10 protein-coding genes are annotated in these 12,793 nt (G+C 63.1%); 7 read left to right on the forward strand and 3 right to left on the reverse strand.

Going from position 1 to position 12,793, the window contains the following annotated elements; genetic code table 11:
* Positions 1-5: 5 nt before the first annotated feature.
* The 7 genes from ACIROW_RS05750 to ACIROW_RS05780 are packed head-to-tail and all read left to right on the forward strand — an operon-like array spanning position 6 to position 9,255.
* Positions 6-1,283, forward strand: coding sequence for a lipopolysaccharide biosynthesis protein (locus ACIROW_RS05750; protein WP_402272915.1), 1,278 nt, complete (start codon positions 6-8; stop codon positions 1,281-1,283).
* Complete coding sequence (locus ACIROW_RS05755) at positions 1,280-2,206, forward strand: glycosyltransferase (RefSeq protein WP_402272917.1); 927 nt, start codon at positions 1,280-1,282, stop codon at positions 2,204-2,206. Before ACIROW_RS05750 ends, ACIROW_RS05755 begins: the two co-directional genes overlap by 4 nt.
* Positions 2,190-3,581 (forward strand): O-antigen ligase family protein, encoded by a 1,392-nt coding sequence (locus ACIROW_RS05760; RefSeq protein ID WP_402272919.1) that lies wholly within the window; start codon positions 2,190-2,192, stop codon positions 3,579-3,581. The genes ACIROW_RS05755 and ACIROW_RS05760 overlap by 17 nt, the downstream gene beginning before the upstream one ends.
* The gene (locus ACIROW_RS05765; RefSeq protein WP_402272922.1) at positions 3,578-5,953 is read left to right on the forward strand and encodes a capsular biosynthesis protein; all 2,376 of its coding nucleotides are present in this window, start codon (positions 3,578-3,580) and stop codon (positions 5,951-5,953) included. The genes ACIROW_RS05760 and ACIROW_RS05765 overlap by 4 nt, the downstream gene beginning before the upstream one ends.
* Entirely contained in the window at positions 5,946-7,334 is a 1,389-nt protein-coding gene (locus ACIROW_RS05770; protein ID WP_402272925.1) for a hypothetical protein, read from the forward strand. Before ACIROW_RS05765 ends, ACIROW_RS05770 begins: the two co-directional genes overlap by 8 nt.
* On the forward strand, positions 7,331-8,458 hold the full coding sequence (locus ACIROW_RS05775) for an acyltransferase family protein (RefSeq protein WP_402272927.1): 1,128 nt from the start codon (positions 7,331-7,333) through the stop codon (positions 8,456-8,458). Before ACIROW_RS05770 ends, ACIROW_RS05775 begins: the two co-directional genes overlap by 4 nt.
* A 23-nt stretch (positions 8,459-8,481) precedes the next feature.
* Positions 8,482-9,255 carry a polysaccharide deacetylase family protein gene (locus tag ACIROW_RS05780; RefSeq protein ID WP_402272930.1) on the forward strand — a complete coding sequence of 258 codons (774 nt, stop codon included), beginning with the start codon at positions 8,482-8,484 and terminating at the stop codon, positions 9,253-9,255.
* Here ACIROW_RS05780 and ACIROW_RS05785 read toward each other — a convergent pair.
* Genes ACIROW_RS05785 through ACIROW_RS05795 form a run of 3 tightly spaced genes read right to left on the reverse strand, consistent with a single transcriptional unit; the run spans position 9,212 to position 12,646 of the window.
* Positions 9,212-10,405, reverse strand: coding sequence for a GNAT family N-acetyltransferase (locus ACIROW_RS05785; protein WP_402272933.1), 1,194 nt, complete (start codon positions 10,403-10,405; stop codon positions 9,212-9,214). The genes ACIROW_RS05780 and ACIROW_RS05785 overlap by 44 nt on opposite strands.
* A gap of 22 nt (positions 10,406-10,427) precedes the next feature.
* On the reverse strand, positions 10,428-11,834 hold the full coding sequence (locus ACIROW_RS05790) for an undecaprenyl-phosphate glucose phosphotransferase (protein ID WP_402272935.1): 1,407 nt from the start codon (positions 11,832-11,834) through the stop codon (positions 10,428-10,430).
* The gene (locus tag ACIROW_RS05795; RefSeq protein ID WP_402272938.1) at positions 11,831-12,646 is read right to left on the reverse strand and encodes a WecB/TagA/CpsF family glycosyltransferase; all 816 of its coding nucleotides are present in this window, start codon (positions 12,644-12,646) and stop codon (positions 11,831-11,833) included. Before ACIROW_RS05795 ends, ACIROW_RS05790 begins: the two co-directional genes overlap by 4 nt.
* Between the last annotated feature and the right edge of the window lie 147 nt (positions 12,647-12,793).

Genomic DNA, 12,793 nt, shown 5'->3' on the forward strand with positions numbered 1-12,793 from the left:
GCGGCGTGAGCAGCGTCAGCAACAAAAAGCTGCTGACCCACTCGCTGGCCTCGCTCATCGACCAGGCCCTGCTGAGCGGCCTGAACTTCGCGCTCGGCCTGGTGCTGATCCGGCTTGCCACCAAGGAATCCTACGGCGTTTACTCGCAGCTTTACGTCGCCGGTATTTTTGCCTCCACCGTGGTCGAAGCGCTGATCACCGGTCCCCTCACCACCATCGCTCCCGGTAAAACGCCGGAACAACGTGCGCGCCTGTCGACGCTGCTGCTGCGCTTCCAGTGGCAGCTCAGCATCGGCCTGGCCTTGCTGTTTGGCGTCGGCAGCGCGATCGTCGCCAAGGTCGCCGCCATCGACGCTCATCCGATCCTGCTCGGCATCGCCTTTGCCATTTATCTGTTCGCCAATGCGCAGCGCGAATATCATCGCAGCATCAGCTTCATCGAAGCGCGGCCACGGCGCGTGCTGCATACCGACGTCGCCTACGCGCTGGCAGTCGCGGTCGGCGTCGGCGTCCTGCTTCTGATCGGCTATTTCACGGTGCCCGCCATCCTGCTGGTGATGGGTCTGGCGAACATTGCCGGCATGTGGCGCAGTACCGATCATGGCTATGCGCGTGCACAACACGATCCGGTCGCTTTCCGCGCCGCCGTTGCCGAAGTCATGCAGCGTGGTCGCTGGGCGCTGCCGGGCGCACTGGTGGCTTGGGCCACCAACTACAGTTACCTCTATCTTGCGGCCGCCTTCCTGGGCGTCGCCGCCTCGGCCGACCTCAACGCTTCGCGCCTGCTGCTGATGCCGATTTCGCTGTCGGTGCTGGCCTGGTCGCGGGTGGCGCGTCCGATGGTCAGCCGCCTGTTCGCTGCGCGCGACTGGAAGCATCTCGACCGCCTTGCCTGGGCCTCTGTGGCCGGCATCGAAGTGCTGACCGTGCTGTACGTGATTGTCCTTTGGCTGGCGCTGCCATGGCTGCAAGCCCATGTACTGGGCGCCAAATACCATGGGTTGGAACCGATGGTGCTGGCCTGGGGCGGTTACTTCGCCATCAACGCGGCGCGCTGGATCGGCTCGTCGTGGATGACCAGCAACGACCAGTACAAGCTGCTGCTCTTGAGCGGCGTGGCTTGCCTGGTGATCATGCTGATTTCGGCGGCGGTGTTCATTCCGCTGTACGGCGCCTGGGGCGCGATCCTGTCGCTGATCATCGTGGAAGCCTTCGATCTGCTGCTGATCTGGGTAGTCTTCCTGCCCATGCTGCGGCGTAAAAACGCGAGCGCACAGCCATGACCGCTCCCATCGACATCAGCATCTGCATCTGCACGTTCCGCCGCCCTGCGCTGCTGGACCAGCTGCTGATGGCCTTGACCGAGCAGGCCTGCGACGGCCTGCGCGTGGAAGTCGTGGTGGTCGACAACGATCCGGCCGGCTCAGCGGGGGAAGTCCTGCGCGACTGGCAAAGCCGCATGCCCATGCCCTTGCACGCTCGCCACGAAACCACGCCCAACATCGCCCAGGCGCGCAACGCCGCAGTTCATACGGCGCAAGGCGAATGGGTGCTGTTCATTGACGATGACGAAGCCCCCGACGCCGACTGGATCCGCCATCTGGTGCACACTCAGCGGCAATACAACGCCGACGCCGTGTTCGCGCCGGTGTTGCCGCGCTACCTGGTCAACACGCCGGACTGGATCCGCGCCGGCGACTTCTTCAACCGCCGCCGCTTCGCCACCGGCACCGCCATCACCACCAAGGATGCGCGCACCGGCAACGTGCTCATTCGACGCAGCAAGCTGATGACAGTACCGGGACCGTTCGACACCGCGTTCGGCCGCACCGGCGCGGAAGACACCATGCTGTTCCGCGACATGCTGGCCCACGGGGCCAGCTTCATCTGGTGCGACGAAGCCACCGTCAGCGAAGAAGTGCCGGCCCAGCGCGCCAATCTCAACTGGCTGCTGCGCCGCTCTTATCGACTGGGCCAGACCTATGTATTGTCGGAGATTGCCCGTCTCGGCGGCCTGCAGCGCTTCCTGCGGGCGACCCAGCTGGGCGTGCGTGCGCTTGTCCAGTTGCTGATCGCCGCCGGCGTCACGCTGCTGGCCCTCCCTTTTTCACGCATTGCGGCCGTTCGCTGGCTACGCACGACACTGGCGCAATGCGGCAAGTTAAGCGCCCTCGCGGGGCATCGATATCATGAATACGGCAACTGAATCCACGACGCCATCGGCGCCCTCGTCGCCATCTCCGTCGCCCTCCCGGTCGGGATCGGTGTTCGGCAACATCGATCCGTTCGTGGTGCGGCTGCTGATCGTCATGAGCATGACGTTCTCCCTGCTGCCGCCCGGCTTCAACTGGGGCCACACCGATCCGCAAGGCAGCTATGCCGAGGGCTCGCTGATCTTTCAGATGGAGTTCGGTTCGGTGTTCCTGCTCGGCGCCTGGCTGGCCTGGCGCAACCGCGGCTGGAGCTTGCGCCACATACTGCATCTGAATCCCATGCTGATCGCCATCATCGTGTACTGCCTGCTTACCATCGTGTGGTCACCCTACCCGGTGGTCACGCTCAAGCGCAGTATCCAGCTGATCGGCCTGACGCTGGTCGGCATCGCGATCTCGCCGCCGATCGGCGGCAAGCATCAACTGATCCGTACCATGCTGGGCACGCTCATGGCGCTCATGGCGGTGTCCTTCGTGGTGTCGCTGGTGCTGCCTCGCATCGGCGTCGACTATGAACTGGGCGGCGCCTGGCGCGGCATCCTGACGCAGAAGAACACGCTCGGCGCCATCTCTGGCCTGTGCGTGGTGTTGTGGATCAAGGAAAGCCTGGGCACCACCTTCCCGCGTTCGATCTGCTATTTCGGCATCCTGTTCAGCCTGTTCATGCTGGTGATGGCCAAGAGCAGCACCGCGATCCTGGTGGCGATGCTGGGCACCGGCATTTACCTGCTGGTGCGCCGGCGCTACCTCAACGGTGAATTCGACGGCCGCCGCCTGACGCTTTCGCTGGTCGTGGTGGTGCTGGTGTGCCTGCACATGTTCTATGTCGCGCAAGGCCGCCTGCCGGAATGGAATGAACTGTTCGCGCCCTTCGGCGCCCTCTTCAACAAAAGCACCGACCTCACCGGCCGCACCGACATCTGGCGCCTGGTGCTGCTGGAAGTGCAGCGCCACCCGGTCTTCGGCATCGGCTACGGCGCTTTCTGGCTGGGCGAAGGCAGTCCATCGCAGATGATTATCAATGCCTTGCACTGGATCCCGCTGCAAGCCCACAACGGCTATCTCGACATCCTCAACGAGCTCGGCATCGTCGGCCTGGTGATCATGGCCGGCGTCTTCATTTTCCACATTCTCAATCTCGTGAAGATGACGCGCATCGACCGAGAAGAAGCAGCCATTCACTGGGCCATGTTGATCCTGATTCTGATCAGCAACCTGTCGGAAAGTGAAATGTTTCGCGGCGTGCTGTTCCAGAATATTTTCTTCATCTATTCCTCGACGGCGATTTCCGCGCGCATCACCGTGCATCGCATGGAAAAGGCCGAGGCGGCGCGACTCGCGCAAGCCGAAGCGGGGGCAACACCATGAACGCATTCACACGGCTCCACGCGCTGACGCTGACAATAGCGACCGCCATCGCCGCTTTAGCGCCGCAGGTCCAGGCGCAAAATCCGCCTGCCGCATTCACCACCGGCGACAACGGCATCTCCTACTTCACCTTCGCCATCGATGAAGACAAGCTGGGCGGCGCCCCCGATCGCTCGGCCATGAACCAGCCGCTCGACGCCGGCTCGCGCATTTTCGTGCGCAACGGCCATTTCTACCGCGTCGGCGCCGACAATCGCCCCAACACCAACGATGACACGCGCGTGCGCCTGTACGGCATCAACCTCAGCTTCGCCACCAACTTCCCCTCCGACGCCGACGCCGTGCGGCTGGCCCAGCGTCTGCGCAAGCTCGGCATCAACGCGGTGCGCCTGCATCACATGGACAGCAGCCCGGGTGTGCAGGAAAACCCGCCGCGCAGCCTGCTGACGCCGGGTCCTTATCCGAGCTTCAACCAGACTGCCGTGACGCGCTTGCGCAACTTCATCGCCGCATTGAAGCAGCAAGGCATCTACGTCAACCTGAACCTCCATGTCGGCTATCGTTTCCGCCCCGACGTCGACCAGTTGCCGCCGCTGGACGGCAAGGCCGAATCGACGCCGCTCGGTGCGCCACTGCATGTGTATTACCCGCGCATGGTGGCATTGCAGGAAGAGTACGCGCGCCAGCTGATCCGCGGCCTCGGCCTGCGCGGCAATCCGGCGCTGGCGATGGTCGAGATCAACAACGAATCCTCGCTGCTGGCCGCCTGGCAGCGCCGTGAATGGACCGAAGCCGTGCCCAAGGCCTACGAGGCCGAGCTGCGCAAGCAATGGCAGCAATGGCTGGTCAAGCGCTACGGTTCCACCGCCAAGGCCTGCGCGACCTGGAACACCTGCGTCTCCAGCGACTCCGTCATCCAGCTGCTGACGCCGACCGATGCCTCGCAGATCGGCCAATGGCGCGATCGCCTCGACGGCAAGCTCAAGTCGCTGACCGAGAAAGTCCTCGGCCCCGGCGACCCCGGCACACCCAACACTTCCGGCGAATCGCTGCGCATCCGCGACTTCCTGATGTTCCTGGCCGACACCGACCGCGCTTATTTCAACCGCATCCGTCAGGTCGTGCAAACGGAAACCGACACCTTGGTGCCGGTGACCGGCACCCAGATGGGCTACGGCGGCGTGCTCAATTTCGATTCGCAGGCGCAGATGGATTACATCGACGAGCACTTTTACATCGACCATCCCGACTTCCCCGGCCCCGCCTGGGACCGCAATGACTGGCGCATCCACAACAGCGCCGCCAGCGACGGCGAACTCAATCGCCTGCTGGCGCTGTCGCTGCGCCGCGATATACGCAAGCCCTTCGTTGTCAGCGAATACAACCAACCGTTCCCGAACAGGCAAAGCAGCGAAATCCAGCCGCTGATGGCGGCTTTTGCAGCGTCGCAGGATTGGGACGGCCTGTTCTTCTTCGATTATATGGACGGCGACAACTGGGCCAATACACCGTCCGCGTTCACGCTCGCCGGCGACTGGGGCAAATACGCCGCTACCGGCCAGAGCGCCATGCTGTTCCGCAATGGCCTGGTGGCGACGCTACCGACCTTGACCGCGATTCCGTTTGGCGCCGATGCGCGTCGCGCCGTCGCCGCCGCGCGTGAACCGAGCGCCTTCGAGTCGCATCTGGCGGTGCGCTACGGCGTCAAGCCGGAACTGGCCACGCAAGCGCGTCTGGGCATGGATCTGAGCGGCGCCGCCAAGCTGGCGACGCAAACAGCGTTGACAATGCCGCTGCGCGCGCCCAACGGCGAATTTGAATTCGACGCCCAACAGCGCACCATCCAGTTGCGTATGCCGCAAGCGCGCGGCTTCTTCGGCTTCCTGATGAAACGTCGCGTGGGCGACGACAACGCCGCCGTCGAATTGCTCGGCAAGAGCCGCGGCTTTACCGGCGTGCTGCTGACCGCGCTCGACAACCGTCCGCTGGCGTCGTCGCGACAGATCCTGATTTCCGCTTCGAGCGCCGTGACAGGCACCCAGCCCGGCTCGATGCCGTCGCGGCCGAAAGAACTGGTGCGCTACAAGAACGATCCGAAATGGTGGACGCTGGAGCGGGACGCCGGCATGAACGACAAACCCTCGGGTCCGCGCGATGTTGAAGGTCCGGTCTGGATGGAGCGCAACGAAGCGCGCATCACCCTGCGCACGCAGGCGCGCCGCATCGCTGTCTACCCGTTGGACGGCAGCGGCAAGCGCCTGGCTGCCCTCGATGCCGGCCGTGCGGCGGTGAGCAATGGCGTGGCGACAATTCATATCCAGGCCGATATCGCCCAGGCCAGCCCATGGTACGAGGTGGTAACCGATGAGTGACGCCCTGCTTCCAACCATGTTCACCACGCGCCGGCTGGCCTGCGTCACTGCGAGCGCACTCGGCATGCTGCTGGTTGCTCCGGCTGCCCACGCCACCGCCGAATACGCATTGCAGAGTGGCCTGAGCTGGTATCGCATCGACAATCCTTTCATGTTCCCGAGCAACAGCGACAACAAGCTCAAGACTTCGGATTCGGCCTGGTCGACCGACGTGCGCGGCGCGTTGTTCCTGCCGCTGCCGAGCGAACGCACCAACCTGCAACTGACGGCGTCGCTGTCCAAGATGCATTTCGGCAGCGGCTTCGGCAACTACAACGACCTCAGCGGTGGCGGTCCGTACACCCTGAACAAGGACAAGAAGCAGTTCGAAGGCATCTACAACTGGGAGTACAGCGACCTGTTCCGTGGCCGCATCCGTCATCGCACCGATGATCGGCTGTACAACTATTTCGGCGGTGAAATCGGCCGCAGCACAACGTCGCCGCCGCGCGGCATCACCAACGTCGAGCCGGAATTTCCGCACGTGCGCGAAGACAATATCGAAGTCGCCTACCGCGTCACAAACCGCTTCGACGTGCCGCTGACCTGGACCCAGCAAACCCTGAGCTACATGATCCCGGGCCGGGTCGAGATGTACAACATGAACAGCAATGCAATCCAGGCGGCAGTCCGCTACACCGCCGGCACCAAGTCGACGTTCTCGGGCGGCGTGCGGCGCAACAAGGTGCGCTTCCCGAATCGCACGCCGGACGAGATTGCCGATTTCGACTCCGGCTACACCGACACGGAGCTGTTCACCGACACCGCCTGGCGTTTTTCCGAGAACACTGTGTTCATCGGCCATCTCGGCACCATCGCGCGACACTTCAATACGGTGCCCAACCGCGACAGCCGCCTGGTGTCGGCCGAGCTCGGCATCGACTGGCACTACTCGGCCAAGACCACCTTCTACGGCCGCATCTGGGACCGCCCGCAAGCCAACGACGAGGCCGACAGCCGCCTCTATGTCGTGACCAAAGGCATACAAGGCCGCGTGGTCTGGCAAGCCACGCCGAAGACGCGCGTGTCGTTGCTGAGCTCGCTGGAGTCGCAGAAATCGGCCGGCTTCGCGACCAGTCAGATCAGCACGCCGACCAGCGGCAACGACCAGCTGCTGCGCCTGGGTTTCCGCTACGACTACGACATCACGCGCCGACTGGCTTTCCGCATCGACGCCATGCGCGAGCAGACCACCTCGAAGTCGGGCGGCAATGTCGATTACCGGCGCAGCACGGTGCAAGTCAGTCTGAACTACACCTTCGACAACATCACCGGGCCGTTCATTTACGAAAACCAGCAGGGCTACAATCGCGCTCGCCAACAAATTGAGGATCTGCGATGACCGCCAACGCGCTCGCCAGTGCACGACCTTCGTTCGACTACATCCCCGGCCTCGACGGCCTGCGCGCCTGCGCAGTGCTGCTGGTGCTGGTGGCGCACATGGGTTTCAGCACCAGCATCCCCGGCGGCTTCGGCGTGACCGTATTCTTTTTCATCAGCGGCATGCTGATCACGCGCCTGCTGTTGGCCGAGCATGCACAGAACGGCCGCATCGCGGTCGGACGTTTTTATGTACGCCGGCTGTTCCGGCTGTATCCAGCTTTGCTGGTCGCGGTGGCGCTGGGCGCGCTGGTGTTCACGCTGGCAGGTGGCATCATGAGCTGGGGCAAAGTGTTCGCGTCGTTGTTCTATTACGCGAATTACTACGGCATCTTGGTGCATTTCGGCCAGGGCCGCGACGGCTTCGATCCGTTCAGCATCCTGTGGTCGCTGGCGGTGGAAGAGCAGTATTACCTGGTCTTCCCCTTCGTCTGCGTGGCGCTGCTGGCAGGCGCCGCGAACCTGCGCCGGTTCGCCTGGGTGCTGGCGGCCAGCGTGGCGCTGGTGCTGTTGTGGCGCGTGATCGTGCATCACAACGGCGGCAGCAGCGACTACATCTACATGGCCACCGACACGCGCATCGACTCCATCCTGTACGGCGCCTGGCTGGCGTTGATCCTCGCCAATGACACGCAAAAACACTGGCGGCGTTTTTCGTCCAGCCACATGGTCCAGGCGGTCTGCCTGCTGTTGCTGCTGGCGTGCTTCACGCTGCGCCATCCGGGCTTTCGCGACACGCTGCGCTACTCGCTGCAAGGGCTGGCGCTGATGCCGCTGGTGACCGCGATCTGCTTCACCGACAAGCTGACGCCGCTGACGCGCCTGCTGGAAACCAAACCGGCGCGACGCGTGGGCAACTGGTCGTATTCGCTGTATCTGTATCACCCGATCGCCATCGTGATCGCCGAGATCTGGTGGGGACCGGGCAGCATCGGTCCACAGCGCGTCGGCTGGCACATCTTCCCTTACTTCGCGGCGACGGCGGTGCTGCTATCATTTGCACTCGCGGTTGCGTCCTATAACTTTGTCGAAAAGCCCTTCCTGCGCTGGCGTCGCCGTTTCGGCGCGCATGTGGTCGCGAATTAGGGCAACGATTCCGGAAAAATCCCATGCCCGATTCCGCCTCCAAACTGGCCCTGCGCATCAGTCGACGACTGGCGCAGCATGCGTTCAAGGAAATATTGCCGCTGCGCGCCGATGTCGGTGTGGTCAGCTTCACCTTTGACGACGTGCCTGCTTCCGCTTGCATAGCCGGCGCCCAGGCGCTTGAACGACACGGCGCGCGCGGCACCTTTTACGTCGCCGGCGGCCTCACCGATGCGCTCGAAGAAGGCAAGCCCTGCCATTCACGCGAGCATCTGCGCACGCTGCTGGCCACCGGCCACGAACTCGGCTGCCACAGCTACTCGCACGTCCGCTGCGACACGCTCACCGCTGCCGAACTGGAGCAGGAACTGGACCGCAACGCGGCTTTCCTGGCGGAACTGGGCGTCGATCCGCGCACGCTGAATTTCGCTTATCCATTCGGCGCCTATGCCTACAACGCCAAACGCATCTGCGGCAAGCGCTTCCGCTCCAGCCGCATCACCGGCGGCGGCACGCATGAAGATTCCGCCGACCTGAACGCTCTAAAGACACATCGTCTCTATGACGTGCACGTGGACGCCGAAAACTACGACGCGCTGCTGCAGCGCACGGTGCGCCGCAAGGGGTGGCTGATTGTGAATACGCATGATGTGGAAGATCCGCCGAGCCGCTACGGCTACACGCCCGAGCGACTCGAACGTGCGGTAGCGGCGGCGCTTGCAGCCGGCTGCAAGGTGTTGCCGGTGAATGCCGCTATCGACTATCTGCAGCAGTACGCCGCCCCCGCAAGCGCCTGACCAGCGAGCGCAGGATCTTGTTGGCGCGCGCCCGTTCACGCAGGCGACGGTAGGTCCGGTCCAGCGTTACCGCCAGCTTGCCGCGCAGGCTGTGGCCCTGCTGGCCGGCATACAGTGGCAGGATGTGGTCGGCCCACTGTTGCTTGTAGGCTTCGTCCCCGACCGTGAGATCGAACAGCGCCAGGCCTTGGGCGATGCAATCGCGCACCACCGCATCGAGCAGGATGCGTCCCACGGAATAACGCCCCCAATCGCCGTCTTCATACCCCGGCATCAGCCAGTAGAAGCGTTTGCCGTAACGAATGCCCCAATGCGTGGCGACCAGGTGCTCGTCGACGTACAGCGCTGACACCACCACTGCGCCGCCGCCCAGTCCCTGTGCGGCGAGGTCTTGATAGAAGGACAGATACCCGTCTTCCGCAAACAAATCGCGGCTGCCTGTTTCATGCCAGCGCCGCGCCTTTTGACGCGCCATGGCGTCTACCACTTGTGCGCGCTGCGGCGGCGATGTATCGATCAGCAATTGCACCGCGCCGAGCTCGCCCAGCCGGCGCAATTGCCGGCGCGTATCGGCGAAGACCTTGGCGCTGCGCTGCTTCTGGAATTCTTCAAAGCTGCTCGTCAGCGTCGCCACATGGGCCTGTTCGGTATGCTGCATGCCGGCCAGCGCGGCCAGCGGATTGGCGACGCCTTCAACGTGCAGCGGCATGCGGCGCGCGCGAAACACGTCGACGCCGCCCAGCAGCCGCACGATCAGCGGCCACAATGCAGCAAAAGCCGAGACATCGAAATCAGCGCGCAGCAAGGGCGCGTTATAGTCGGTGACTTCACCACCAAGGAACCCGGCAATGCGCAGGCCGTATTGACGTCGCCGCCCCAGCGGCAACAGCATCAGGGTGTGATCATCGGCATCGGTCAGCTCGACCAGCAGGACTTCCCAGCCCTGCCGCCGGCCCAGGTTCTTGTACCAGGTCGCCAGCCAGTCGTAGCCCTGGAAGCCGTAGCAGGTGCACACATCCTGCGCGGCGCGCCAGCGTTGCTCGGCCTGTTCGAAGGAAGTATGGACGCGGATGGCGACGCCGTCGGCAAAGCGCCCCGCGATGTCCGGGGCCAGCTCGCTGAGCAAGTGTCGGGATACGGCGTTCACCATGGCTGCATGCGCGACGCCCGGCCTAGTAGGCGTTGCGGTCTTTGACGACCACCAGCACCGTGCGCAGAATGATTTTAAAGTCCAGTCCGAGGGACCAGTTGCGGATGTAGTACAGGTCGTATTCGATGCGGCGCTGCATCTTGTCGAGCGTGTCGGTTTCGCCGCGCAGGCCGTTGATCTGGGCCCAGCCGGTGATGCCGGGCTTGACCTTGTGGCGCAACATGTAACCCTTGACCTGCTTGCGGTACAACTCGTTGTGCTGGACCGCATGCGGGCGCGGTCCGACGATGCTCATCGAACCTTCCAGCACGTTGAAGAATTGCGGCAGTTCATCCAGCGAAGTCTTGCGCAGGAAACGTCCGAACGGCGTCACGCGCGCATCGCCGACCGTGGCCTGTTTGATCTCGCCGGTTTGCGGCAAGGGATCGTTGCGCATGGAGCGGAATTTCGACACCACGATCTTCTGCCCGCCGACGCCGTAACGCATCTGGCGGAACACCACCGGCCCCGGCGACGACAGCTTGACGCCGATGGCGATGGCCAGCAGGATCGGGCTCAGCAGCAGCAGGATCAGGAACGACATGATGACGTCGACGAAGCGTTTGAGCAAACGCGTAATGCCGATGAACGGCGTCTCGTAAGCCACCAGCACCGGCGTGCCGGCCATCTCGGCATATTGCATGTGGCCCAGCCCGAACAGTTTGGAATCCGGCACGAAGTACACCGACGCCACCGAGTCATGCAAGGCGTCCACCACCGGCGCGATGTCGCTGGTGCGCGCGTGCACCAGGCCGACGAACACGACGTCGACCGGATTGTGCTCGATCCAGTCGATGGCTTCCATCAGGCTGCCCAGGCGCGGCAGTTCGGAGCCGACGCGCTGCGTTCCCTGGCGGTTGTCAAAGAATCCCACCGGCGTGATGCCCAGCATTTTTGAGGCCTGGAACGACTCCGCCAGGCGCTGCGCATCCTCGCTGAAGCCGACGAAGATAGCGGTGCGGCGCTCGCCCTTGCCTGTATACATGCGCAAGGCCCACCAGCGGCATCCCAGCGAGGTCAGCGTCAACGTGAACGGCGTGACGGCCAGCCACAGTATCATCACCACGCGCGAAAACTCGGGACCCGTTTTGGTCAGATACAAAGCCAGCACCACCACAAAGAAGGTGCCGATCCACAGCTTCACGATGGTGCTGAAACGATGCACCATGAGTGCCGCGTTGTCGACGGCATAGCGTCGCAGGTCGCTGAAGACGATGAAGCCGGTCACGCCGGCGACGGCAGCGACGAAATTGAAGGTGGCGAAATCCGCCCATTGATAAATCGCGACGCAGATTTCCAGCGTCAGGATGATCGTCAACGCATAGGCTGCGCCGATGGCCAACCCGAGCAAGGTAGTGTGGTGGTTGCGCTTGTCTGTGTAAAAGCTCAATGGCCGCTCCCTGTCTTCTGCTTGTCATTGATTGTACGCTGCAGCCGCTGTTGTTTCCGTTCACGTCGCAGCAGTCCGGCGAACTTCGAGCCCTGCACGATGTAGCGACGCCACAGGCGACGCGGTTCCGAAGCGAGACGCCAGAACCATTCCATGCCGATCTTTTGCATCCACAGCGGCGCACGCGACTTGAAGCCGAGCGCGAACTCCATCGCCGCGCCGACGCACATGACGACGCCGGCCTGCATGTTGTCCTTGTGCGCGAACGCCCAACGCTCCTGCTTGGGCATGCCGAGACAGACGAACACAATGCCCGGCCGTACTTCATTCACTCGCCGCAGCGCCTCCAGGCCTTCGTCACCGGTCGGATCAAACCGCATTGACGGGCAATACAGCTCCACCGACAAACCCGGATAGACGCGCGCGAAGGCTTCGGTCAGCATGGCTTCCTGGCCGGGCATGCCGCCGATGACGAATACCGGTAATTTTTGCACCGCCGCTTCGCGCGCCAGTCTGACGAACAGGTCGGAACCGGTGACTCGCTCAGGCAAAGGCGTTGCGCTGAGACGGCTGGCCCAGACCAGCGGCATGCCGTCGGCAAAAATATAGTCAGCCCGCACATACAACTGGCGAAACTGCGCATCGGCATCGAGCCGCACCACATGATCGACATTGGGAGTCACCACGATCGACGGCGGCCCTTCCCGGTGGGCGGCCAGTTGCATCAATTGCGTGGCTGCGCCGGTGAAACTCGCGGCACAGATATCGAGTCCGAACAGGGAAGACGTCGGGAAGGCGGTTTGTTTAGTCATGCGTTCCGGCGAAGTAAGGAGGCGATTCGAATCAAAGAGCCCGGTATTGAATAGTCACTTGCCACTCAAATAGTTGACCATATTGCACCACTAATTTGATATCATTTTAACAATATTACGAAGCGCGCACGCGTTATTTGACCTAAA

Origin of the sequence: Herbaspirillum sp. NPDC101397 (assembly GCF_044767325.1) — a bacterium.
Classification (GTDB): Bacteria; Pseudomonadota; Gammaproteobacteria; order Burkholderiales; family Burkholderiaceae_D; genus Herbaspirillum.